This window comes from Arthrobacter sp. DNA4 (assembly GCF_024362385.1).
Classification (GTDB): domain Bacteria; phylum Actinomycetota; class Actinomycetes; order Actinomycetales; family Micrococcaceae; genus Arthrobacter.
Genome location: NZ_CP101466.1, coordinates 2,280,685 through 2,305,971 on the forward strand (window position 1 = coordinate 2,280,685; position 25,287 = coordinate 2,305,971).

The 25,287-nt window shown below is 65.9% G+C and carries 20 protein-coding genes and 1 pseudogene; 17 read left to right on the plus strand and 4 right to left on the minus strand.

Annotation, left to right across the window (positions count from 1 at the left end):
- Positions 1-9: 9 nt before the first annotated feature.
- Entirely contained in the window at positions 10-2,550 is a 2,541-nt protein-coding gene (locus tag NMQ03_RS10430; RefSeq protein WP_255172153.1) for an RNA helicase, read from the minus strand.
- 97 nt (positions 2,551-2,647) lie between these two features.
- Between NMQ03_RS10430 and NMQ03_RS10435 the strand changes: the two genes are divergently transcribed.
- From NMQ03_RS10435 to NMQ03_RS10515, 17 genes are all read left to right on the plus strand, one after another.
- Positions 2,648-3,427: a trans-aconitate 2-methyltransferase gene (locus tag NMQ03_RS10435; protein WP_255172154.1), complete on the plus strand. Its 780-nt coding sequence runs from the start codon at positions 2,648-2,650 to the stop codon at positions 3,425-3,427.
- A gap of 136 nt (positions 3,428-3,563) precedes the next feature.
- Entirely contained in the window at positions 3,564-5,306 is a 1,743-nt protein-coding gene (locus tag NMQ03_RS10440; protein WP_255172155.1) for an ABC transporter ATP-binding protein, read from the plus strand.
- A complete protein-coding gene (locus tag NMQ03_RS10445; protein ID WP_255172156.1) occupies positions 5,303-7,114 on the plus strand; it encodes an ABC transporter ATP-binding protein in 1,812 nt (603 codons plus the stop codon). The genes NMQ03_RS10440 and NMQ03_RS10445 overlap by 4 nt, the downstream gene beginning before the upstream one ends.
- Complete coding sequence (locus NMQ03_RS10450; protein ID WP_255172157.1) at positions 7,111-7,491, plus strand: GntR family transcriptional regulator; 381 nt, start codon at positions 7,111-7,113, stop codon at positions 7,489-7,491. The genes NMQ03_RS10445 and NMQ03_RS10450 overlap by 4 nt, the downstream gene beginning before the upstream one ends.
- Positions 7,492-7,538: 47 nt before the next feature.
- Entirely contained in the window at positions 7,539-10,463 is a 2,925-nt protein-coding gene (uvrA, locus tag NMQ03_RS10455) for an excinuclease ABC subunit UvrA (protein ID WP_255172158.1), read from the plus strand.
- A gap of 79 nt (positions 10,464-10,542) precedes the next feature.
- Entirely contained in the window at positions 10,543-11,259 is a 717-nt protein-coding gene (locus tag NMQ03_RS10460) for an HAD hydrolase-like protein (RefSeq protein ID WP_255172159.1), read from the plus strand.
- Complete coding sequence (locus tag NMQ03_RS10465) at positions 11,246-11,914, plus strand: 1-acyl-sn-glycerol-3-phosphate acyltransferase (protein ID WP_255172160.1); 669 nt, start codon at positions 11,246-11,248, stop codon at positions 11,912-11,914. The genes NMQ03_RS10460 and NMQ03_RS10465 overlap by 14 nt, the downstream gene beginning before the upstream one ends.
- 85 nt (positions 11,915-11,999) lie before the next feature.
- Complete coding sequence (uvrC, locus tag NMQ03_RS10470; protein WP_255172161.1) at positions 12,000-14,000, plus strand: excinuclease ABC subunit UvrC; 2,001 nt, start codon at positions 12,000-12,002, stop codon at positions 13,998-14,000.
- A gap of 68 nt (positions 14,001-14,068) precedes the next feature.
- Complete coding sequence (gene rapZ / locus NMQ03_RS10475) at positions 14,069-14,992, plus strand: RNase adapter RapZ (RefSeq protein ID WP_255172162.1); 924 nt, start codon at positions 14,069-14,071, stop codon at positions 14,990-14,992.
- Positions 14,992-16,011 (plus strand): uridine diphosphate-N-acetylglucosamine-binding protein YvcK, encoded by a 1,020-nt coding sequence (gene yvcK / locus NMQ03_RS10480; RefSeq protein ID WP_255172163.1) that lies wholly within the window; start codon positions 14,992-14,994, stop codon positions 16,009-16,011. The genes rapZ and yvcK overlap by 1 nt, the downstream gene beginning before the upstream one ends.
- Positions 16,012-16,020: 9 nt before the next feature.
- Positions 16,021-17,001, plus strand: a complete 981-nt coding sequence (gene whiA, locus NMQ03_RS10485) for a DNA-binding protein WhiA (RefSeq protein WP_015937022.1) — start codon at positions 16,021-16,023, stop codon at positions 16,999-17,001.
- A 102-nt stretch (positions 17,002-17,103) separates the two neighbouring features.
- Positions 17,104-17,730, plus strand: a complete 627-nt coding sequence (locus tag NMQ03_RS10490; RefSeq protein ID WP_159632062.1) for a superoxide dismutase — start codon at positions 17,104-17,106, stop codon at positions 17,728-17,730.
- 259 nt (positions 17,731-17,989) lie between these two features.
- The gene (gap, locus tag NMQ03_RS10495) at positions 17,990-19,000 is read left to right on the plus strand and encodes a type I glyceraldehyde-3-phosphate dehydrogenase (RefSeq protein ID WP_255172164.1); all 1,011 of its coding nucleotides are present in this window, start codon (positions 17,990-17,992) and stop codon (positions 18,998-19,000) included.
- Between the two features lie 10 nt (positions 19,001-19,010).
- Positions 19,011-20,237 carry a phosphoglycerate kinase gene (gene pgk, locus NMQ03_RS10500; protein WP_255172165.1) on the plus strand — a complete coding sequence of 409 codons (1,227 nt, stop codon included), beginning with the start codon at positions 19,011-19,013 and terminating at the stop codon, positions 20,235-20,237.
- Positions 20,238-20,371: 134 nt separating this feature from the next.
- A complete protein-coding gene (gene tpiA, locus NMQ03_RS10505; protein ID WP_255172166.1) occupies positions 20,372-21,187 on the plus strand; it encodes a triose-phosphate isomerase in 816 nt (271 codons plus the stop codon).
- Positions 21,188-21,235: 48 nt separating this feature from the next.
- Complete coding sequence (gene secG / locus NMQ03_RS10510) at positions 21,236-21,493, plus strand: preprotein translocase subunit SecG (protein ID WP_159632058.1); 258 nt, start codon at positions 21,236-21,238, stop codon at positions 21,491-21,493.
- A 138-nt stretch (positions 21,494-21,631) separates the two neighbouring features.
- On the plus strand, positions 21,632-22,027 hold the full coding sequence (locus NMQ03_RS10515) for an RNA polymerase-binding protein RbpA (protein WP_255172167.1): 396 nt from the start codon (positions 21,632-21,634) through the stop codon (positions 22,025-22,027).
- Here the strand turns inward: NMQ03_RS10515 and pgl are convergent.
- From pgl to zwf, 3 genes and pseudogenes are all read right to left on the minus strand, one after another.
- Positions 21,980-22,750 carry a 6-phosphogluconolactonase gene (gene pgl, locus NMQ03_RS10520; protein ID WP_255175585.1) on the minus strand — a complete coding sequence of 257 codons (771 nt, stop codon included), beginning with the start codon at positions 22,748-22,750 and terminating at the stop codon, positions 21,980-21,982. The two genes, NMQ03_RS10515 and pgl, sit on opposite strands and share 48 nt — an antisense overlap.
- Positions 22,751-22,787: 37 nt before the next feature.
- Entirely contained in the window at positions 22,788-23,729 is a 942-nt protein-coding gene (locus NMQ03_RS10525) for a glucose-6-phosphate dehydrogenase assembly protein OpcA (protein ID WP_255172168.1), read from the minus strand.
- Positions 23,726-25,277: pseudogene (zwf, locus tag NMQ03_RS10530) on the minus strand (glucose-6-phosphate dehydrogenase). Before zwf ends, NMQ03_RS10525 begins: the two are co-directional and overlap by 4 nt.
- Between the last annotated feature and the right edge of the window lie 10 nt (positions 25,278-25,287).

Here is a 25,287-nt window from a genome sequence, read left to right on the forward strand (position 1 = left end):
GGTCCGGGGCTAGAGCCGGTTCACATCCGTCACCCTCACCACGGCTGTTCCGGTCGCGTCGGAGTCCGCCAGGTCCACCTCCGCCGAGATGCCCCAGTCATGGTTGGCCGCCGGGTCGTCGAAGATCTGGCGGACCTTCCAGGTCCCCGGTTCTTCGGTGATGATGAGCAGGCCGGGACCCCGCGCATCCGGTCCCGTCCCGATGTCGTCGTGTTCGTCGAAGTAGTCGTCCAGCGCATCTTCCCAGCGCTCGGCACCCCAGCCGGAGCCGGCGTCGAGCTCTCCCAGCGCGGTGGCGTCCTCGTCGGCGAAAAGTTCCACGCGGCGGAACATCTCGTTGCGCACCATCACCCGGAACGCGCGGATGTTCGAGGTGAGCGACGGCGGCGGGGGCGGCGGCGCGTCGTGGGGCGTGGGCGCCGCACCGGACGCCAGCTCCTCCCACTCGTCCAGCAGGCTGGAGTCCACCTGCCGGACCAGCTCACCCAGCCAGGCCACAAGGTCTTCGAGGTCCTCCCGGAGCATGTCCTGGGGAACGGTTTGGCGCAGCGCTTTGAAGGCATCAGCGAGGTACCGCAGGACGATGCCTTCGGACCTGGCCAGGCCGTAGAACTGGACGAATTCGCCAAAGTTCATGGCGCGCTCGTACATGTCGCGGACCACGGACTTGGGGGCGAGCTCAAAGTCGCCCACCCACGGTGCGGCCTTCCGGTACACCTCGAACGCTTCGCCCAGGATATCGGCGAGCGGCTGGGGGTAGGTGACCTCGTCCAGCATGGCCATCCGCTGGTCATACTCGATGCCGTCGGCCTTCATGGCGGCCACGGCCTCCCCGCGGGCCTTCTTTTGCTGCGCCGACAGGATCTGCCGCGGCTTCTCCAGGGTCGCCTCTATGACGGACACCACGTCCAGGGCGTACGACGGCGACTCCGGGTCAAGGAGGTCCAGTGCGGCAAGTGCGAAGGGGGAGAGTGGCTGGTTCAGGGCGAAGTTCGGCTGCAGGTGCACCGTCAGGCGGACCGTGCGGCCATCTGGCCCCTGCTCCTCCGGCGGGATCCGTTCGATGACTTCGGCGGCGAGGAGTTCGCGGTAGATGCCCAGCGCCTTCTTCATGAGCCGCAGCTGGGAGGAGCGCGGCTCGTGGTTTTCCGTGAGCAGCCGCCTGGCCGCGGCGAAGGGGTCGCCGGGCCGTTCCATCAGGTTCATCAGCATGGCGTGCGTTACCGTGAAGCTTGACGTCAGGGGGTCGGGGACAGATTCCACCAGCCGCTTGAAGGTGGGCTCACCCCAGGAAACAAAACCCTCGGGCGGCTTTTTCTTGACCACCTGGCGGAGTTTCTTCTGGTCGTCACCGAACTTGGCCGTGGCCTTCGCCATGGCCTTGACGTTCTCGACCACGTGCTCGGGTGCCTGCACCACCACCGTCCCGGCGGTGTCATAGCCCGCCCTGCCGGCCCGGCCCGCAATCTGGTGGAACTCACGTGAGTTGAGCAGGCGGGTGCGGACGCCGTCGTACTTGCTCAGGGCGGTGAGCAGCACGGTACGTATGGGGACGTTGATACCCACGCCCAGCGTGTCCGTCCCGCAGATCACCTTCAATAGTCCTGCCTGGGCCAGCTGCTCCACCAGCCGTCGGTACTTGGGCAGCATGCCGGCGTGGTGTACGCCGATTCCGTGCCGCACCAGCCGGTTCAGCGTCTTGCCAAACCCGGCGGCGAACCGGAAATTGGCAATGAGCTCTGCGATCCGGTCCTTTTCCTCCCGGGTGCACACGTTGATGCTCATCAGGTTCTGGGCACGGTCAATCGCCTCAAGCTGGCTGAAGTGCACCACATAGACCGGCACCTGCTTCGTGGAGAGCAGTTCCTCCAGCGTCTCGTGGACCGGGGTCTGGTGGTAGTAGTAGTGCAGCGGAATGGGCCGCTCGGCAGAACTCACCGTGGTGGTGGCCCGGCCCGTCAGCGACGTCAGCCCCTCCTCGAAGCGGCTGACGTCACCCAGGGTGGCGGACATCAGCAGGAACTGTGCCTGCGGAAGCTCCAGGAGCGGGACCTGCCAGGCCCAGCCGCGCTGCGGGTCGGAGTAGAAATGGAACTCGTCCATGATCACTGCGCCGAGTTCGGCTGCAGCGCCCTCCCGCAATGCGATGTTGGCCAGGATTTCCGCGGTGCAGCAGATGATGGGTGCATCCTGGTTGACCCCGGAGTCACCGGTGATCATGCCCACGTTCTCCGCGCCGAAAATGTCGCAGAGCGCAAAGAACTTTTCGGACACCAGCGCCTTGATCGGGGCGGTGTAGTAGCTCCGCCGTCCCTGGGCCATGGCCTGGAAGTGCGCGGCGATCGCCACCAGCGACTTCCCGGACCCCGTGGGCGTGGCCAGGATGACGTTCGCGCCCGTTGCCAGCTCCATGATGGCTTCGTCCTGGGCCGGGTACAGCGACAGGCCGCGGGTTTCCGTCCACTCCACGAACCGGGTGTAAAGGGCGTCGGGGTCGACGGCGGCGGTGTTGGGGACGGACAGATCGCTCAGCTGGTCAACGAGTTTCATTGACTTAAACCTTAGTGCCACGTTGCGGGCGAATCAGGCGGTCCGGCCGGGTTAGGCTACGCCTGGCCGCCGTGCATGCCAGAACCTGGAGAAAATCATGAAATGGGACCCCGCAAAGTACGTCAAATTCGATGACCACCGGAACAGGCCGTTCTTCGACCTGACTGGCCGGATCCATGCTGACCGCCCCGTGCGGGTGGTCGACCTTGGCTGCGGGCCGGGGAACCTGACAGCTGCCCTGGCCGAACGCTGGCCCGGCGCCCAGGTGGTTGGCCTGGATTCCTCCGCGGAGATGTTGGCAAAGGCCGCCCCGCTGGCGCAGGCATTCCCCGCCCTGAGGTTCGAACATGCCGACATCGCCGAATGGATGCCCACTGGGGAGACAGACGTCGTGGTGAGCAACGCAGCCCTGCAGTGGGTGCCGGACCACCAGGACCTGATGCGCAGGTGGCTGAAGGCCCTCCGCCCGGGAGCCTGGTTCGCCATGCAGGTGCCGGGCAACTTCAACGCCCCCTCGCATTCCCTGATGCGGGAACTCGCGGCGTCCGACCGTTGGGCGGCCAAGCTGGGCGGCGTGCTGCGCGGCGGGGAGTCGGTGGGGGAGCCCGCGGACTACCTGGGCATCCTGCTCGACGCCGGCTGTGCGGCGGATGCCTGGGAAACGAGCTACCAGCAGGTCCTGCAGGGGCCCGACCCCGTGCTGGAGTGGGTCCGCGGCACGGCACTGCGGCCGGTTATGGCCGTCCTTCGCGACGACGACGCCAGGCATTTCGAAGCGGAGTACGCAGCCGCCCTCCGGGAGGCCTACCCCCAGGGGGCGCACGGCACCGTATTTCCATTCCGGCGGATCTTTGCCGTGGGCCGCAAGGAGGAGTAGGGGCCCGGACGCCGTGTTTTCCAGCACGTCACAGGACATGACAGCGCCTGAAAGTGATCTGGCTTACAATGGCCACTGTGCTTTGGGGTCAAGCCGCTGGCCCCCTCTTCGGCCGTAGGCATCTGCAGGGGGTATTTTGCTGGTCGGACTCTTAAAGCGGCAGCTTGCCGGCAAACACGCGCAGTTGTGGGCGATCGTTGTGCTCCAGCTTGTCCAGGCAGGCGCGAACTTGTTGCTGCCTACCGTGAACGCGGCCATCATCGATGACGGGATCGTGGCGGGCAAGCCCGACGTGATCTCACGGCTCGGCATGCTCATGGCCGCCATCGCCGTGGTCCAGGCAGCCTCCGCCATCGCGGCGGGCTACCTCGGAGCCGTCGTTGCCATGAGTATCGGGCACCGGCTGCGGGCAGAGGTGTTCAGCCGGATCCAGACGCTGTCCTCCCAGGACGTGGCCCTGTTCGGAACCCAAAGCCTGACCACCCGCGCCACGAACGATGTCCAGCAGATCCAGGCGTTCGCCCTGCTTGTCTTCACCATGCTCTTCGCGGGGCCGGCCATGGGCATCGGCGGGATAGTGCTGGCCGTCCAGCAGGACGTGGTGCTGTCCGTCGTCGTCATCGTCATCGTGCCCCTGCTGCTGCTGATCATGTATCTGATCGTCCGCCGGCTCATTCCGCTCTACCGGGAGGGCCAGGAACTGCTGGACCGGTCCGGCGGCATCCTGCGCGAACAGATCATCGGTGTGGATGTGATCCGCGCCTTCGTCCGCCAGGGCCATGAAGGGCGGCGTTTCGCGGCGGTCAACGCACGGTTGACCGCCAACAACCTCCGATCGGCGCTCCTGGTGGCCGGGATGCTGCCGATGATCATGCTGGTGGTCAACACCAGTTCGGTTGCCGTGGTGTGGTTCGGGGGCCACCGTATCCAGTCAGGACTCATGAACCTCGGAGCGCTCACGGCGTTCATCGCCTACATCATGCAGATCCTGCTGGCAATCATGATGTCCATGTATGTGCTGATGACGGCGCCGCGGGCAGCCGTCTGCGCCGAACGTATCCAGGCGGTGCTGGACACCGAGCCCTCCGTCACCAGTCCGGCCGGGCCGCAGCAGCTCCGGCCCGACCTGTCACAGCCGGCAACCCTGGCCTTCCACGGCGTTGGCTTCTCCTACCCGGGAGCAGAAGCTCCCGTGCTTGCGGACATCAGCTTTACCGCGGCTCCCGGTACCACCACCGCAATCGTGGGCGCAACCGGGAGCGGCAAGACCACGCTGCTGAACCTGATTCCACGGTTCCTCGACCCCACCCAGGGCCGCATCTTGCTGGCCGGCCACGACATTTGGGACCTGCCCCTGGACCAGCTGCGCGCAGCGATGGCCATCGTGCCCCAGCATTCCCACCTGTTCACCGGCACTATCGCCGACAACCTGCGGATGGCCGCGCCTGGGGCCACGGACGGGGAACTGTGGACGGCCCTGGAAACGGCGCAGACCATGCGGTTCATGGATGACCTCCCGCTGGGTCTTGCCACTCCCGTGGGCCAGGGAGGCGCCAGCCTGTCCGGCGGGCAGCGGCAAAGGCTGTGCATCGCCCGGGCGTTGTTGCGAAAGGCGCCCCTCTACCTGTTTGACGACAGCTTCTCCGCCCTCGACTACGACACGGACACCAGGCTGCGGCAGGCCCTGGAACAGGCGCTCGCCGCCGCGACGGTGGTCATCGTGGCCGAGCGCATTTCAGCCGTGGAGGACGCGGACCTCATCCTGGTGCTCGACGACGGCCGCCTCGTTGCGCAGGGAACGCACCGGGAGTTGCTGGAAACGTCCGCCACCTACCGCGAGATTGCAGAATCCCAGCTCGCGCTGGACGGCACGCTGTGACGGCTGGGGAAGAAGCCGGGGAAACGGCGTACAGGTTCTGGCCAACGGCCGACAGGCTCCTCGGCCTCCTGCGCCCCTTCCGGCTCCAGATGCTCGGAGCGGTGGGATCCACCTGTGCCTTTGCCGTCCTCAACGTCGCGGCACCCAAGTACCTCGGTGATGCCACCGACGAGGTGGTGGAGGGCGTCCTCCAGGGCAGCCTGGACCAACGCCTCGGAGCCCTCCTGGCAGCCGTGGCGACGATGTACGTCTTTGCTTCCCTGTTCAACTGGGTCCAGGGCGCGTTGACCGCCCGGGCCGTGCAGGGGCTCATGTACCGCCTGCGCGCGTCGGTGGAGGACAAGCTGCACCGGCTGCCCTCCACCTACTTCCGCGAACGCTCCCGCGGTGACGTGCTGAGCCGTGCCACCAACGACATCGACAACATCGCCCAGGCCCTGAACCAGGTCCTGACCCAGCTCATCGTGTCGGTCCTGATGCTGTGCGGCTCGCTGGCCATGATGCTGTGGATCTCACCGCTGCTCGCGGCCATCGCCATTGCCACCGTCCCCGTCTCCACATTGATCACGGTCCTGGTGGCCAGGCGGTCCCAGGAGCATTTTGCCCGGCAGTGGAAGGAGACCGGGGAACTGAACAGCCACGTGGAGGAATTCATCAGTGGCCACGAAGTCATCAAGGCTTTCGGCCGGCAGGAACAGGCGGCGGACGTCTTCACCCGCAGCAATGGACGCCTGGCGCGGGCGGCAGCCAAGGCGCAGTACTCAGCCGGGGTGGTCCAGCCACTGATGGTGCTGATGTCCAACCTCAACTACATCGCGGTTGCCGTGGTGGGGGCCCTGCAGGTCATCGCAGGCGCCATGACCATCGGGGGAGTCCAGGCCTTCATCCAGTTCAGCCGGCTGTTCACCCAGCCGGTGGGCCAGATCGGCGGGCTGTTGAACGTCATGCAGTCGTGCGCGGCGTCGGCCGCCAGGGTATTCGTCCTCCTGGACGCCGGCGAAGACCCGCCGGAGCCGGGCGGGCAGGGTGCCGCCACCCCGGCCGGCGGCCGCATAACCTTCCATGACGTCACCTTCGGCTACCCCGGATCCGTGCCCGCCGTCCGCAACCTCACCTTCACCGTGGAGCCGGGGCAGGCAGTAGCCATCGTGGGACACACCGGCGCAGGCAAGAGCACCGTGGTGAATCTCCTCATGCGGTTCCTGGAACCCTCATCCGGCGTGATCACCATGGGCGGGCAGGACATTGCCGCAATTCCCCGGGACCAGTTGCGGGCGCAGTTCGGTGTGGTCCTCCAGGATTCCTGGCTCTTCGACGGCAGCATCCGCGAAAATATCGCCTACGGCCTGCCTGGCGCGCCGGATGCTGCCATCGTCGCTGCCGCTGAGGCCACCCACGCGGACCGCTTCATCAGGTCGCTGCCCCACGGATACGGAACGGTGCTGGAAAACGGCGGGGAGCCGCTCAGCCAGGGCCAGCGGCAACTGCTCACCATCGCCCGGGCGCAGCTTGCGGGGCGGGCCGTCCTGGTCCTGGACGAAGCAACCAGTTCCGTGGATTCCAGGACGGAATTGCTCATCCGCCAGGCGATGCAGAGGCTCCGCCACGGACGGACGAGCTTCATGATCGCCCACCGTTTGTCCACTATCCGCAACGCTGATCTAATTCTCGTCATGGACCACGGACGCATCGTTGAGCAGGGTACGCATGCAAGCCTGCTTGCCGCCAACAGTTACTACGCCAAGCTGTACAACGCCCAGTTTGCCGAACGGGACGGCAGGGCAGAGGTCCTGGAGAACGGCCTGTGAGCGCCGCCGGAGAGTTTCCCGGTTCCTGGCGGCCCAATCCGGCCAGCAGCGTGGCGCTGTTCGAACAGCTGCGGCTCCAGGTCATCCATCTGGCGGACAACGGCGCCCTGGCGCCGGGTACCAGGCTCCCTGCGGTGCGGGCCCTTGCAGAGAAACTCGACGTCGCCCCGCACACCGTGGCAAGGGCGTACAAGGAACTGGAGGCGGCCGGCATCGTTGCCACCCGGGGACGCAACGGGACCGTGGTCTCGGCACGTGACGAGAGGCTGGGTGGCCTGTCCGAGGCCGCTGCCGCCTATGCCGCCGTCGCCAAATCCCAGGGCGCCAGCTTCGCCGAGGCCGTGAAACTCCTGGCCGCCGCCTACGATGTTCCCTGAGGGCGGAACCGTCGATGTTCGAAAAAGTTTTCGATTAGCATTATGGGGTGCCTAAAGCCTTAGCTGAAGAAACCCCTGCCCCCGCCACCTCCCTCGCCGTCCCCCCTGCTGCCTCCCTGCAGCGTCCGGACCTCTCCCGCCTCGTGGTGAAGGGCGCGCGGGAGCACAACCTGCGCAACGTGGACCTCGACCTGCCGCGTGATGCCATGATCGTCTTCACCGGCCTCTCGGGCTCCGGGAAGTCCTCGCTGGCATTCGACACCATTTTCGCCGAAGGCCAGCGGCGCTACGTTGAATCCCTCTCCGCTTACGCACGCCAGTTCCTGGGCCAGGTGGACAAGCCTGACGTCGATTTCATCGAAGGCCTCTCCCCGGCGGTCTCCATCGACCAGAAATCCACCAGCAAGAACCCCCGGTCAACGGTGGGCACCATCACCGAAATCTACGACTACATGCGACTGTTGTGGGCGCGTGTTGGCAGGCCGCACTGCCCGGTCTGCGGCGAGCCGGTGTCCAAGCAGACCCCGCAGCAGATCGTGGACCAGCTCCTTGAACTCGACGAGGGCACACGCTTCCAGGTCCTGGCACCGGTGGTGCGCGGACGCAAGGGCGAGTTCGTGGACCTCTTCAAGGAACTGACGGCAAAGGGATATTCGCGGGCACGGGTGGACGGCAACCTGGTCCAGCTGAGCGATCCTCCCAAGCTCGGCAAGCAGTTCAAGCACACCATCGAAGTAGTAGTGGACCGCCTGGTGGTCAAGGAAGGCATCAGCCAACGGCTCACGGACTCCATCGAAACAGCCCTTGGGCTGTCCGAGGGCCGCGTCCTGGCCGAATTCGTGGACCTCGAAGCCGATGCGCCGGGACGGATCCGGGCGTTCTCCGAAAACCTTGCATGCCCCAACGAGCACCCGCTCGCCATCGATGAGATCGAGCCCCGCTCGTTCTCATTCAACAACCCGTTCGGCGCCTGCGCCGCCTGCAGTGGAATCGGCACCCGGCTTGAGGTTGATGAGGAACTCATCGTGCCCAACCCGGAGCTGTCCCTGTCGGAGGGCGCCATCGCACCATGGTCGCTGGGCACGGCCACCACCGAATACTGGAACCGGCTCCTGGAAGGCCTGGCCAAGGAAGTGGGCTTCTCCATGGCCACGCCGTGGGAGAAGCTGGGCAAGGATGTACGCCAGACCATCCTGCATGGCAAGGACCACAAGGTGGTGGTGCAGTACCGCAACCGCTTTGGCCGCGAACGCAAGTACAGCACCGGGTTCGAAGGCGCCATCCAGTACGTCCACCGCAAGCACGGCGAGACCGATTCGGACTGGGCCCGCGACCGCTACGAGGAATACATGCGGCAGGTTCCCTGCCCCGCCTGCAACGGCGCACGCCTCAACCCGGCATCCTTGTCGGTGCTGATCAACGGCAAGTCCATCGCCGAGGTGGCCGCGCTGCCCATGCGGGATTGCGCGGAGTTCCTGAACAACCTGGTGTTGACCGGGCGCGAAGCCCAGATCGCCCACCAGGTCCTCAAGGAGATCCAGGCCCGCCTGACGTTCCTCCTGGACGTTGGACTGGAGTACCTCAACCTCGAGCGTCCGTCCGCCACCCTCTCCGGCGGCGAAGCGCAGCGCATCAGGCTCGCCACCCAGATCGGGTCCGGCCTGGTGGGCGTCCTCTACGTCCTGGACGAACCCTCCATCGGCCTGCACCAGCGGGACAACCGCCGGCTGATCGAAACCCTCACCCGGCTCCGCGACATGGGAAACACCCTCATCGTCGTGGAGCACGACGAAGACACCATCCACGTTGCTGACTGGATCGTGGACATCGGACCCGGCGCCGGCGAGCACGGCGGCCAGGTTGTCCACTCCGGGACCTACAAGGAGCTGCTGGACAACAAGGAATCGCTGACCGGCGACTACCTGTCCGGCCGCAAGGCCATCGAGGTACCGAAGAAACGCCGTAAATACGACAAAAAGCGTGAGATCAAAGTGGTGGGCGCGCGGGAGAACAACCTCCTGAACGTCGACGCAGCCTTCCCGCTGGGACTCTTCACCGCGGTGACCGGCGTGAGTGGTTCGGGCAAATCCACGCTCGTCAACGAGATCCTCTACAAGGTGCTGGCGAACAAACTCAACGGGGCCAAGCAGGTGGCGGGCCGGCACAAGACCGTGCAGGGCCTGGAACACCTGGACAAGGTGGTCCACGTGGACCAGAGCCCCATCGGCCGTACCCCGCGGTCCAACCCGGCCACGTACACGGGCGTGTTCGACAACATCCGCAAGCTCTTCGCCGAGACCACCGAAGCAAAGGTGCGTGGCTACCTTCCCGGGCGGTTCTCCTTCAACGTCAAGGGCGGACGCTGCGAGGCATGCTCCGGTGACGGCACGCTGAAGATCGAGATGAACTTCCTGCCGGACGTCTACGTGCCGTGCGAGGTGTGCCACGGTGCCCGCTACAACCGGGAAACCCTGGAGGTGCATTACAAGGGCAAGACCATCGCCGACGTCCTCAACATGCCCATCGAGGAGGGCGCGGAGTTCTTTGCGGCGTTCTCACCCATCGCACGCCACCTGAACACCCTGGTGGACGTGGGACTGGGCTACGTCCGCCTGGGCCAGCTTACCACCACCCTCTCCGGCGGTGAGGCGCAACGGGTCAAGCTTGCGGCAGAACTGCAGAAGCGGTCCAACGGCCGCAGCATCTACGTCCTGGACGAGCCAACAACAGGCCTGCACTTCGAGGACATCCGGAAGCTGCTCATGGTCCTGCAGGGGCTGGTGGACAAGGGCAACACGGTGATCACCATCGAACACAACCTGGACGTCATCAAGAGCGCCGACTGGCTGGTGGACCTCGGGCCGGACGGCGGCTCCGGCGGCGGCCAGATCGTCGCGGCGGGAACGCCGGAGCAGGTGGCCAAGTCCTCCACCAGCCACACCGGAAAGTTCCTGGCCGAAATACTCGGCTGACCGACGGAAACCGCATGGAAGTATTCCTGGACGGGAATGCGAGTTTCAGGCATTCCTGCTGTCGTGAGAAACTAACCCGGTGACTTCAACAACAGTGCCCGTGATCTTTGACCTGGACGGCACTCTTGTCGATCCGGCCGGTGGAATAACTGAAGGGATTGCCTCAGCCCTCCGCGGGCTGGGGCTCCCGGTTCCCGGCCAGGACCTGCTCGATTCGATGATTGGCCCCAAGCTGAGCGATTCCCTGCTCAACGTGGCAAACGTGCCCGCGGAGCGCGTGGAAGAGGTGGTCCACCGGTACCGCGAACACTACGTCGCCAGGGGAATTGCCCAGAGCCGGCTCTACCCCGGTATCCGGGAAATCCTGGAATCCTTCGCGGCGGCGGGACGCCCCGTTGCTGTGGCAACGCAAAAACCCCAGCGGCTGGCGCATAAAGTCCTGGCACACCACGGCATCGACGGCCTCTTCCACGGCATCCACGGCTCTGCCGACGACGAAACGCTGGTGGAAGGCGTCCCCCTGGGCAAGACCCAGATCATCGCCGCCGCCCTGAGGGACCTGGACACCCAGCACGCCATTATGGTGGGCGACCGCGCCCAGGACGTGTCCGGTGCCATCGCCAACGGGCTGGACTGCATTGGAGTTGTCTGGGGATTCGCGCCCGACGGGGAGCTGGAGGAAGCCGGATCCGTGGCGGTCGTCAGCACGGGCGAGGAACTGGTAGCGGTCATCGAGCGGCTGCAGGCGGTCCACACCGCGGCCATGAGCGGGGTGGTCAACGATGGAAATGTTTGATGCCGTCCGCTGGACCACGCGCAACCTGATCGCCGGCACCTGCCGGCCCACCGTCGTCGGACTCGAAAACGTCCCTTCCGATGGCCCCTTTATCGTGGCACCCAACCACCTGTCCTTCTTCGACAGCGTGATCGTCCAGGCCCTGATGCCGCGGCCGGTTGCCTTCTTTGCCAAGGCCGAGTACTTCACCACGGGCGGCGTCAAGGGCAAGGTCATGAAAGCCTTTTTCGAATCCGTCGGCTCCATCCCCGTGGAGCGGGGTGAGCAGGCAGCCAGCGTCCAGGCACTGAAAACCCTGCTGGACATCCTGGAGTCCGGCCGCGGCATCGGCATCTACCCCGAGGGCACGCGCTCCCGCGACGGCATCCTCTACCGGGGACGCACCGGCGTCGGCTGGCTGGCCCTCACCACCGGGGCGCCCGTGATCCCCGTCGGGCTGATCGGGACCGAAAAGCTTCAGCGTGCTTACGAAAAAGGGGTCAAGCCGCAGCACTTCACCATGAAGGTGGGGGAGCCGCTGTACTTCGACAAGACGGGACCGGACCACTCACTGCCGGCCCGCCGCGAGGTCACGGACAGGATCATGGACGCAATCGCCGGCCTCAGCGGCCAGGAGCGCTCCGCCAGTTACAACCAGAGCAAGTCCGCCGAGTAACCGGAAACCGCCGCACGCAGGCCCGGACCGGGTCTGGATGCTCCGGTTGGCATGGAGAGCCGGCGCGACTCAGTAGACTTGATAGGTGGCAAATCCAGCAAGTTACCGGCCCAAAACCGGTGAAATCCCCACCAACCCGGGCGTCTACCGGTTCCGTGATCCGCACGGCCGGGTCATCTACGTGGGCAAAGCCAAAAGCCTCCGGTCCCGGCTGAACTCCTACTTCGCCAACCCGGCGGGGCTGCTGCCCAAGACCTATGCGATGGTCCACGCGGCCAGCAGCGTCGAGTGGACCGTGGTGGGCAGCGAACTCGAATCGCTGCAGTTGGAATACACCTGGATCAAGGAATTCAAGCCGCGCTTCAACGTGGTGTTCCGGGATGACAAGACGTATCCCTACCTGGCCGTGACCATGAGCGAAAAGTACCCGCGGGTGCAGGTCATGCGCGGCGACAAACGGAAAGGGACCCGCTATTTCGGCCCCTACACCGCCTGCGCCATCCGGGAGACCATGGACACCCTGCTCCGGGTCTTCCCCGTCCGGAGCTGCAGCGCCGGCGTCTTCAAGCGGGCCGAGGCAAGCGGCCGGCCCTGCCTGCTGGGCTACATCGACAAGTGCTCCGCGCCGTGCGTCGGACGGATTTCGCCGGAGGACCACCGGGCACTGGCCGACGATTTCTGTGCCTTCATGGGCGGCGAAGCCAAACGCTTCATCAATAAGCTGGAAAAGCAGATGGGCGACGCCGTGGCGAAGCTCGACTACGAGCACGCAGCCCGGCTGCGTGACGACATCACCGCGCTGCGGAAGGTATTCGAACGCAACGCCGTGGTGCTCTCCGAGGACACCGATGCCGACGTCTTCGCCCTGCACGAAGACGAGCTCGAAGCCGCCGTCCAGGTGTTCCACGTCCGCGGCGGCAGGATCCGAGGCCAGCGCGGCTGGGTAGTCGAAAAAGTGGAGGACTTCACCACCCCGGACCTGGTGGAGCACCTGCTGCAGCAGGTCTACGGGGAGGACGGCGACACGCACGGCCGGCTGCCCCGTGAAGTCCTGGTGCCGGTGGCCCCCAGCAACCAGGAAGACCTGGCCAATTGGCTGGGCGGGATCCGCGGCGCCAAAGTGGACATCCGGGTGCCGCAGCGCGGTGACAAGGCGGCACTGATGTCCACTGTGCGCGAGAATGCCGAACACGCATTGAAGCTTCACAAGACACGGCGGGCAGGTGACATCACTGTCAGGTCGCAGGCCCTCCAGGAGCTGCAGGAAGCCCTGGACCTTCCGGTTCCCCTGCTCCGGATCGAATGCTTCGACGTCTCCCACGTCCAGGGCACCAACGTCGTGGCTTCCATGGTGGTGGTGGAGGACGGGCTGCCCAAGAAGTCCGACTACCGCAAGTTCTCCATCACCGGCCCCGCGGCCGCTGATGACACCGCCGCCATGCACGACGTCCTGACGCGCAGGTTCCGCCACTACCTCCAGGACAAGTCGGCGCAGGTGGACGAATCCGTGCTGGAAGCTGACGGCCCGGAGGCGGCACCGGGCGCGGAGGTGCTGGACAGCACCACGCCGGCGCCAAAGGCCAAGTTCGCCTACCCGCCCAACCTGGTGGTGGTGGACGGCGGCCAGCCGCAGGTGAACGCGGCCGCCCGTGCACTCAAGGACCTCGGGATCGACGACGTCTACGTCGTGGGGCTCGCCAAACGCCTGGAGGAAGTCTGGCTTCCGGACAGCGACTTCCCGGTGATCCTTCCCCGGACCTCGCAGGGACTCTACCTGCTCCAGCGGATCCGCGACGAGGCCCACCGCTTTGCCATCACTTTCCACCGGCAGAAGCGCGGCAAGGCCATGACGGTGTCGGCACTGGACGCCGTCCCGGGCCTGGGCGCCTCCAAGCGGAAAGCCCTGCTGGCGCACTTTGGATCCGTCAAGGGCGTGAAGGCCGCCACGGTGGAGGAGCTCGCAGAGGCGAAGGGCATTGGCCCTGCCCTGGCCGGGGCCATCGTCAACCACTTCGCGGCGGAGGGGGCCGAGGCCGTGACCGTGCCCGCGATCAACATGACCACCGGCGAAATCATTGAAACTTAGCTAGGGTAAAGGACGGGGCAGTGCCACAGCGGCGGCCCCGGGAACAACGAGGAAACGGGGCAGGCTTCATGGCAGACACGACCGCGGGATCCGGAGCGGGCCACGACGGGCTGGAGCCCGTCAAGCCGCTCGAAGCGGAACTGCTGGTGGTCACCGGGATGTCCGGCGCCGGACGGAGCACCGCCGCGGACGCGCTGGAGGACCACGGCTGGTACGTCGTGGAGAACCTGCCGCCGCAGATGCTGGGAACGCTCGCGGAGCTGGTCTCGCACGCCCCGCAGTCGATTCCCCGGCTGGCAGTGGTGATCGACGTCCGCAGCAAGGGCCTCTTCGCGGATATCCGTGCAGCCCTGGGGGCATTGGCCGCCAGCGGTGTGACCTTCCGCGTCCTGTTCCTCGACGCCAGCGACAACGTCCTGGTCCGGAGGTTCGAACAGGGCTTACGCCCGCACCCCCTGCAGGGCGGCGGGCGCATCCTTGACGGCATTGCCGCCGAACGTGAGCTGCTGCAGGAACTGCGCGACAGCTCCGACGTCGTCCTCGACACCTCCAACTACAACGTCCACGGGCTGGCCACGGCCATCACGGAACTGTTCAGTGAAACCGGCCCGGTGGCCCTGCGGCTCAACGTCATGAGCTTCGGCTTCAAGTACGGCCTGCCGGTCGATGCCAACTATGTGGCCGACGTCAGGTTCATCCCCAACCCCCACTGGGTGCCGCAGCTGCGCCCGCAGACCGGCCTGGACAAGGACGTCAGCGACTACGTCCTGGAGGCCGAGGGCGTCAAGAACTTCGTGGACCGCTACGTCCTGGCCCTGGAACCCGTCCTGGAGGGATACCGCCGGGAGAACAAGCACTACGCCACCATCGCCGTCGGCTGCACGGGCGGCAAGCACCGCTCCGTCGCCGTCGCGGTTGAACTCTCCAAGAAACTCGCGCAGTATCCGCGGGTCACGGTGACCACCGCGCACCGGGATCTGGGCCGCGAATAATGGCCCTGTTCACCGGAGCCCTGCCCCTGGTGCCGCCCGCCACCGGCAAGGGCTCGGGCCAGCAGGACAAGGGCCCCAACGTGGTGGCTTTGGGCGGCGGGCACGGCCTGGCGGCCTCGCTGTCCGCGCTGCGCCTGCTCACCTCCGAACTCACCGCGGTGGTCACGGTGGCGGACGACGGCGGCTCCTCCGGGCGTCTTCGCGAGGAGTACGGCGTCCTTCCGCCGGGAGACCTCCGGATGGCCCTGTCCGCGCTCTGCGATGACACCGACTGGGGCCGCACCTGGCGCGACGTCATGCAGCACCGGTTCCGTGCCGGGAAGGGGCCCGGCGGTTCGCTGGACGAGCACGCCATGGGCAACCTCCTGATCGTCACCCTGTGGGAGCTGCTGGGCGATACCGTTGCCGGGCTCAAATGGGCCGGCGCCCTGCTCGGCGCCCGCGGCCAGGTGCTGCCCATGTCCACGGTCCCGCTCACCATCGAAGGCGACGTCCGCGTCACCGCACCCGACGGTGGAACTGCCCTCCACACCATCCACGGCCAGGCACGCTGTGCCGTGGCCGGCTCGCTGGAGGAGGTCCGGCTCCTCCCCGAAGCTGCACCTGCCTGCACCGACGCACTGACGGCAATCGAACTGGCGGACTGGGTGGTCCTGGGCCCCGGCTCCTGGTACACGTCAGTCCTTCCGCACCTGCTCCTCCCGGAGATGCGGCAGGCACTGTGCAGCACCCCTGCCAAACGCTGCCTCACCATGAACCTCGCCACGGACACCAAGGAAACCAGCGGCATGTCGGCGGCCGACCACCTCCACGTCCTCCGGCGCTACGCCCCCGAGTTCAGCGTGGACGTGGTCCTGGCCGATCCCGCGTCGGTACCGGACCGGCAGGAGTTCGAGAAGGCCGCCGGCATGATCGGCGCGGAGGTGGTCTTGGGTAAAGTAGGGGCGTCGGGACGCCGCCCCGTCCATGAGCCGCTCCGGCTGGCCACGGCGTACCAGGACATTTTTGGGAACAGTTAGGAAGGTGCCATGGCACTGACAGCATCGGTCAAGGAAGAACTGTCCCGTCTGGACATCAAGAAGTCATCAGTGCGCAAGGCTGAAGTCTCCGCAATGCTCCGGTTCGCCGGGGGACTGCACATCATTTCGGGCAGGATCGTCATCGAGGCGGAAGTTGACCTCGCGTCCACTGCACGCCGGCTCCGCGCCGCCATCGCCGAGGTCTACGGACACCAGAGCGAAATCATCGTGGTCTCCGCCGGCGGGCTCCGCCGCGCCAGCCGCTACGTGGTCCGCGTGGTCCGCGACGGCGAGGCGCTGGCCCGCCAGACCGGACTGCTGGATGGCCGCGGCCGCCCCGTGCGCGGCCTGCCGTCCGCCGTCGTCAACGGCTCGGCCGCAGACGCCGAAGCCGTGTGGCGCGGGGCGTTCCTGGCGCATGGTTCGCTCACCGAACCCGGCCGGTCGTCTTCGCTGGAAGTCACCTGCCCGGGTCCGGAATCGGCCCTGGCCCTGGTGGGCGCCGCCCGCCGGCTGGACATTCAGGCCAAGGCCCGCGAGGTCAGGGGAGTGGACCGCGTCGTCATCCGCGACGGCGACACCATCGCCGCGCTCCTGACACGCATGGGCGCCCACGACGCACTGATGGTGTGGGAGGAACGCCGGATGCGCAAGGAAGTCAGGGCCACGGCCAACCGGCTCGCCAACTTCGATGACGCCAACCTGCGCCGCTCCGCCCAGGCGGCCGTGGCCGCCGGCGCACGCGTGGACCGGGCGCTGGAAATCCTGGGCGACGACGTCCCGGACCACCTGAAGTACGCCGGCGAGCTGCGCGTGGCCCACAAACAGGCGAGCCTTGACGAGCTGGGCCGGCTCGCCGACCCCGTGATGACCAAGGACGCAATTGCCGGCCGGATCCGCCGCCTGCTCGCCATGGCGGACAAGCGGGCGCTTGACCTGGGCATTCCCGGAACGGACGCCAATGTGACGCCTGAAATGCTGGACGAGTAGGCGCCCCATAGAATCAGAAATAATTCCGGGCACCAGCTGCCCGGATGCACAATCCAAGAGTTACCAACCGGGCCTTCCTGGTCCACGATATTGGAGGATTTTGTGACCGAGTACGTATTGCCGGAACTCAGCTACGACTACGCCGCCCTCGAACCGCACATCTCTGCGCGGATCATGGAGCTGCACCACAGCAAGCACCACGCCACCTACGTGGCAGGCGCCAACAACGCCCTGGCCCAGCTGGCCGAGGCCCGCGAGAAGGGCGACTTCGCCAACATCAACCGGCTCTCCAAGGACCTCGCGTTCCACACCGGCGGCCACATCAACCACTCCGTGTTCTGGAAGAACCTCTCCCCGGACGGCGGCGACAAGCCCGAGGGCGAACTGGCCGCAGCGATCGATGACGCCTTCGGCTCCTTCGACGCGTTCCGCGCCCAGTTCTCCGCCGCGGCCCTCGGCCTGCAGGGCTCGGGCTGGGGCTTCCTGGCCTACGAGCCCATCGGCGGGAACCTGGTCATCGAGCAGCTCTACGACCAGCAGGGCAACGTTGCGCTGGGCACCACCCCGCTGCTGATGCTGGACATGTGGGAGCACGCCTTCTACCTGGACTACGTCAACGTCAAGGCCGACTACGTCAAGGCGTTCTGGAACATCGTCAACTGGGCCGACGTCGCCCAGCGCTTCGAGGCAGCACGCACCAACGCCACGGGACTTATCACTCTCCCGTAGTGACGTGCGATATACATCGCTGTAACAAACTTCACATTCTGACTTAAACGGGCCGGGATGTGGACCGTCCGCCCCCGCACTTGCGGGGGCGGACCCAGTTAAACGTAAGATAGGTCACGGAAGGCGGTTAGCCTTCAGCAATGAGGCTGGTCGCCCTCCGTGTAAATCATCTCTGCCCAATGGCGTGCGGGATCTGTTAGTTGGCTTCAACGCCCGCTCAACTAGTAGTGCTTTTCAAAGCACCAAGGAGACTGTAAAAGTGACGACCCGTATTGGTATCAACGGCTTTGGCCGCATCGGCCGCAACTACTTCCGCGCAGCGCTTGCCCAAGGCGCAGATCTCGAGATCGTTGCCGTCAACGACCTCACCAGCCCCGAAGCCCTGGCCCACCTGTTCAAGTACGACTCTGTCGGCGGCCGGCTGAAGGAAACCATCGAGGTCAAGGACGGCAACATCGTCGTCAACGGCAACGTGGTCAAGGTCCTGGCCGAACGCGATCCCGCCAACCTCCCCTGGGGCGAACTGGGCGTTGACATCGTGATCGAATCCACCGGCTTCTTCACCAAGGCTGCCGACGCCAAGAAGCACATCGATGCCGGCGCCAAGAAGGTCCTGATCTCCGCTCCCGCCTCGGACGAAGACATCACGATCGTCATGGGTGTTAACCACAACCTCTACGACAACGCCAAGCACAACATCATTTCCAACGCGTCCTGCACCACCAACTGCCTCGGCCCGCTGGCAAAGGTCGTCAACGACGAGTTCGGCATCGAGCGCGGCCTCATGACCACCGTGCACGCCTACACCGCCGACCAGAACCTCCAGGACGGCCCGCACAAGGACCTGCGCCGTGCACGCGCCGCAGCCATCAACATGGTTCCCACCTCCACCGGTGCCGCCAAGGCCATCGGCCTGGTCCTGCCTGAGCTCAAGGGCAAGCTGGACGGCTACGCCATCCGCGTTCCCGTGCCCACCGGCTCCGCCACCGACCTCACCGTCACCGTCTCCCGCGAAACCACCGTCGAGGAAGTCAACGCAGCCCTCAAGCGTGCCTCCGAGTCCGACGAGCTGCAGGGCTTCCTGACCTACACGGAAGAGCCGATCGTGTCCTCCGACATCGTTGGCGACCCCGCTTCGTCCATCTTCGACGCCGACCTGACCAAGGTCATCGGCAACCAGGTCAAGGTTGTTTCCTGGTATGACAACGAATGGGGCTACTCCAACCGCCTCGTCGACCTCACGGAGCTTGTAGCAGCCAAGCTGGGCTAGGGTTAGACACATGACATCACACACCCTCAACGAACTGATCGCTGAAGGTGTCCGCGGGCGGTACATTCTGGTTCGAAGTGACCTGAATGTGCCGCTCGACGGCTCTACAGTCACTGACGACGGCCGCATCAAGGCCTCACTCCCAGTGCTGGCAAAGCTCACGGACGCCGGTGCCCGCGTGCTGGTAACAGCCCACCTCGGACGCCCCAAGGGCGCCCCGGAGGACAAGTACTCCCTTCGCCCCGCAGTGGACCGCCTCGCCGAGCTGGCGGGCTTCAAGGTAACCCTGGCCGCAGATACCGTCGGCGACGCCGCCAAGGCTGCCGCTGCATCCCTGCAGGACGGTGAAGCACTCGTTCTGGAGAACGTTCGCTTCGATGCCCGGGAGACCAGCAAGGACGACGCCGAACGGGGCGCCTTCGCCGACGAGCTGGTGGCACTCACCGGCAGCAATGGCGCGTACGTGGATGACGCCTTCGGTGCCGTCCACCGCAAGCACGCCAGCGTCTACGACGTCGCCACCCGGCTCCCGTCGTACCAGGGCGACCTGGTGCACACCGAGGTCGAGGTCCTGCGGAAGCTGACCGCCGACACCCAGCGCCCCTACGTGGTGGTTCTGGGCGGGTCCAAGGTCTCGGACAAGCTCGCGGTGATCAACAACCTGATCGGCAAGGCGGACACCATCCTGGTGGGCGGCGGCATGCTCTTCACCTTCCTGGCGGCACAGGGCCACAAGGTTGCCTCAAGCCTCCTTGAAGAGGACCAGATCCCGGTGGTCCAGGACTACCTGAAGCGCGCAGCGGACGCCGGCACTGAGTTCGTGGTTCCCACGGACGTGGTGGTGGCAGAGAAGTTCGCTGCCGACGCTGCGCACGAAACGGTTGCAGCCGACGCCATTGAGGGCAGCAGCTTTGGTGCCCAGGGCATCGGCCTGGACATTGGTCCCGATACCGCTGCCGCCTTCGCGGAGCGGATCAAGGGAGCCCGGACGGTCTTCTGGAACGGCCCGATGGGCGTCTTCGAATTCGAGGCCTTCTCTGCAGGCACCCGCGCCATTGCACAGGCCCTGACCGGCACCGAGGGGTTCACCGTGGTGGGCGGCGGAGATTCAGCCGCGGCAGTACGCACCCTGGGATTCAGCGATGACCAGTTTGGCCATATTTCCACCGGCGGCGGCGCCAGCCTGGAGTACCTCGAAGGCAAGGAACTCCCCGGCCTCAGCGTCCTGGACCGCTAGAACCAGACCGGTAAAGCGGGACTGCAGAACCACCGCTGCTGTCCGCCAGAAACGGACTTCGCAGTCCTCCGGCCAGCAGGTTGCCCATGGCAGCCTGCCTACCGAACACATATCAAGAACTTTTTGGAGATTACGTGACTACGTCAACGAACGGCGCTTTCGACCGCAAGCCCTTCATCGCGGGCAACTGGAAAATGAACATGGACCACGTGCAGGGGATCACCCTCCTGCAGAAACTCGCCTGGACGCTGTCCGACGCGAAGCATGACTACAGCCGCGTCGAGGTGGCCGTCTTCCCGCCGTTCACCGACCTCCGCGGGGTCCAGACCCTGGTGCAGGGCGACGACCTGCAGGTCGCGTACGGCGGCCAGGACCTCTCGCAGTTCGACTCAGGCGCCTACACCGGCGACATCTCCGGGCAGTTCCTGAACAAGCTCGGCTGCAAGTACGTGCTGGTGGGCCACAGCGAACGCCGGACCATCCACAACGAGTCCGACGACGTCCTCAACGCCAAGGTCAAGGCAGCGTTCAAGCACGGCGTCACCCCCGTCCTTTGCGTGGGGGAAGGACTGGAAATCCGCCAGGCCGGAACCCACGTCGAGCACACGCTCCAGCAGCTCCGTGCCGGAGTGGCTGGCCTTAGCAACGAGCAGGCAGCCGAACTGGTGGTCGCGTACGAGCCCGTCTGGGCCATCGGCACCGGTGAAGTTGCCGGACCGGAGGACGCCCAGGAGATGTGCGCCGCCATCCGCGCAGAACTCGAGAGCCTTTTCGGCGCCGACGTGGCAGCCAAGACCCGGCTGCTGTACGGCGGCTCGGTCAAGGCCAACAACGCTGCCGCCATCCTGAAGGAGCGCGATGTGGACGGCCTCCTGGTGGGCGGCGCCAGCCTTGACCCGGCTGAGTTTGCTAATATTGTCAGGTTCGAGAGCCACCTGGTCACGGACTAGTCCGTAGCCAGCGCATACTCCCGCAATTCCAACTTCCGAAAGGCCGTCGTGGACGTTCTTCATGTCATTCTGCAGATCCTCCTGGGTATCACCAGCCTCCTGCTGACGCTGCTGATCCTCCTGCACAAGGGGCGCGGCGGCGGACTGTCAGATATGTTCGGCGGCGGCATGAGCTCAGGCCTCAGCTCCTCGGGCGTGGCAGAACGCAACCTCAACCGCTTCACCATCATCCTGGGCGTCACTTGGGGCGTGGTGATCATCGGGCTTGGTCTGATCATGCGCTTCAGCGGCGCCGGTGACTCCTAAAGGGTCCGCTGGATAGGGTCCTGCGGCACTCCCGCCGCCCGGCCCGGGCATCTAAACTGTGGCTGTCGGTTTACCCGGCAGCCACAGTTTTTGTTTAAGCTGCAGGGCTCCGGTGTCCGCGTCGAGGCAGGAGTTTCCATGGTCCATCCAGCATCAGGCTTTCGAGGCACCCGTGCCGGGGTTGTCGCAGGCTCCGGATCGAGCCTGCAGTCCAACGACTCGTCCTCCCGGCCCCTCCCGCGCATCCGGGTGTCCTACTGGTGCGCGAGGGGCCACGAGACCCAGCCGGTGTTCCTGAAAATGCCTGACGACCAGATTCCGCAGACGTGGGACTGCCGGCGGTGCGGCGCGACCGCTTCCCGGGACGGCCAGGCGGCGGCGCCGGATGACCCATTCGACGACGGCTACAAGAGCCACCTGGAATACGTTAAAGAACGGCGCTCCGGCCAGGACGCCGAAGACGTCCTGGCCGGAGCGCTGGAAAAGCTACGCGCCCGCGGCGTCCTTCCGGACCAGCTGCTCGGGGACGCGTGACGCTGCGTTCTCGTCGATAAGCCACAGGGTCCGGGACGTTCCCCGCGGGCCGGACGCAGGAACCTGCACCGGGTTGGCCCCGGCCAAAGCGAGTCCCACGGCTCCAGCCTTGTCCTCGCTTACCACAACCATCCAAACCTCCGCCGCCGTGTTGATGGCAGGCAGGGTCAGGGAGATCCGCAGCGGGGGCGGCTTGGGGGAGTTCCGCACACCAACCACTGTGCGCTCTTTCTCGCGGACTCCGGCCTGCTCCGGGAACAGCGAAGCAATGTGGGCGTCAGGACCCACACCCAGCAGCACCACGTCCAGGCGGGGGAGCGCGGACGGTTCATCGGGCCTGTCGTCGGACATGTCCGCCGCGTGCTCGGCCGCCGCGGCATCCCGCAACTGGCGGGCGTAGTCCTCAGCCGCTTCCTCGGGGGTATCGAACTCATCGGAAGAACCCGGCGAGTGGACGCGCTCCGGGTCCACTGAAATGTGGGACAGCAGCGCGTCGAATGCCTGCTTGGTGTTCCGTTCCGGATCTGCGGAAGCGAGGAAGCGTTCGTCACCCCACCAGAAGTTGACCTTGGACCAGTCGACGGCGGGCGCCGCCGGGGAGTCCGCCACAGCCTTCAGCGTGCCGATTCCCACGGTTCCCCCGGTGAGCACCACCGTGGCTTCGCCGTACTTGTCCTGGACATCAACGAGCTTGGTGATCAGGCGTGCCGCTATGGCGGCCATGAGGACGGACGAATCAGGATGGATGCTTACTCGTGGGTCAACGCTCACTGGGTCGGACGCTCCTTAGATTGGTACGTGGCAGTCCAATAGTAATCACTTCGCCAAATACTTCGTCGGGGTCCAGACGGCGCAGTTCTTCGGCGAGGCAGTCACGGAGGCTGCGGCGCGGGAGGGAGATCCGCTGGGCGGGCTGGCCCGGCTGGGTGAGTTCGGCGATGGAAAGTCCCGGCCGGAAGAGCTGGACGTCGCCGCCGGGGCGGGTCAGCCGCACACGTCGGATGCCGGTCCCGGCGGGGTCCGCGACGATGGTGACGGGGGCGTCCAGCGTCAGGGTGAGCCAGGCTGCCAGCAGGATGGTGGAGGGTGAGTCCGAGGCCCCTTCAACCGCTACCGCGGTCACGGGCGAGGAGTCCACCTCGTCCAGGGCGGCTGCAAGCTGGATGCGCCAGTTGGTAAGGCGCGTCCAGGCGAGGTCGGTATCACCGGCTTTGTAGGTCCGGTGGATCCGTTCCAGTGCGGCCTGCGGATCGGGTTCGTTCGCGGAGTCGGTGATCCTGCGGTGGGCGATCGCACCGATGGACGTTTCGCAGGCGTTCTCGGGGGCGCCGTGCGGCCACCAGGCCACGATCGGCGCGTCCGGGAGCAACAGCGCCGCGACCAGGGACTCACTTTCGTGGGCGAGCTGGCCGTAGCCGCGCAGCACGATGACTTCGGAGGCACCGGCGTCCCCGCCGACCCGGATCTGGGCGTCGAGCCGGTCCTCGTTGTCCTTCCCGGCATCGGCGAGCACGATGATCCGGCAGGGGTGTTCCCGGCTGGCGTCGTTGGCGGCCTCGATCGCTTCTTCCTCAAGCCCGGACTTGGTCACGACCACGAGGGTCAGGACGCGGCCCAGGGCGATCACGCCGCCCTGCTCGCGCAGGGACATTAGTTTCTTGGACACCTTTGAGGTGGTGGTGTCGGGCAGGTTTACGATCATGGCCTTCTCCAGGTTCGTCCGTCGCGGGCCAGCAGCTCATCAGCAGAGGCCGGGCCCCAGGAGCCGGGTGCGTAGGGTTCGGGCTGCTCATCCAGGGACGCCCAGTAGTCCTCGAACGGGTCAAGGATCTTCCAGGAGAGCTCCACTTCCTCATGACGGGGGAACAGCGGCGGCTCACCCAGCAGCACGTCCAGGATCAGCCGCTCGTAGGCTTCCGGGGAAGACTCGGTGAATGAGTGCCCGTAGCCGAAGTCCATGGTCACATCCCGCACTTCCATCTGCGTTCCGGGGACTTTGGACCCGAACCGGATGGTCACGCCCTCGTCCGGCTGGACACGGATGACCACCGCGTTCTGCCCGAAATCGTCCTCACCATGGTCGCGGAACAGCAGGTTCGGGGCGCGTTTGAACACCACCGCGATCTCCGTCACCCGCCCAGGCGCGCCCGCGCAGGTAGAACGGCACCCCGGACCAGCGGCGGGTGTGGATGTCCACCCGGACCGCGGCATAGGTTTCCGTGGTGGAATCGGCGGGAATGCCTTCTTCCTCCAGGTAGCCCAGGACCTGCTCGCCGCCCTGCCATCCGCCGGTGAACTGCCCCCGCGCCGAATGCGTCGACAAATCCTCCGGGAGCTTGACCGCTGCCAGGACCTTTTCCTTCTCCGCCCGCAGGTCATCGGCGTTGAACGAGATGGGTTCCTCCATCGCGGTGAGCGCGAGCAGCTGCAGCAGGTGGTTCTGGACCACGTCGCGGGCCGCACCCACGCCGTCGTAGTACCCGGCCCGGCCACCGGTGCCGATGTCCTCGGCCATGGTGATCTGGACGTGGTCTACATAGTTGGCGTTCCACAGGGGCTCGAACAACTGGTTCGCGAAGCGCAGCGCCAGGATGTTCTGCACCGTTTCCTTGCCCAGGTAATGGTCAATCCGGAACACCGCGTCCGGCGGGAACACCGACTCCACAATGTCATTGAGCTGCCGCGCCGATTCCAGGTCATGGCCGAACGGCTTCTCGATCACCACCCGGCGCCACTTATCGCCATCGGCCTGCGCCAGGCCATGCTTGGAGAGTTGCCGGCAGACCTGCTCGAACGCCTTCGGCGGGATCGACAGGTAGAACGCGTGGTTGCCCCGGGTGCCCCGGACATCGTCGAGTTCCTTGATCGTCTCGCCCAGACGCTCAAAGGCTGCGTCGTCGTCGAACTCGCCCTGCACGAACCTGATGCCCTCGGAGAGCTGGTTCCACACCGCCTCGTCGAACGGCGTGCGGGCATGGGCCTGCACCGAGGCCTTCACCTCGGCGGCGAAATCCTCCTTGTCCCACTCCCGGCGGGCGAAGCCCACCAACGCGAAACTCGGCGGCAGCAACCCACGGTTGGCCAGGTCATACACCGCCGGCATCAGCTTCTTCCGGGCAAGATCGCCCGTCACCCCAAAAAGGACCAACGACGACGGACCGGCGATCCGGTTCAAACGGCGGTCACGCGGATCACGCAACGGATTACGCCCGCGGCCCGCGCCCTTCCTGCCGTATTCAGTTTCTGGCATGGTTACTTTT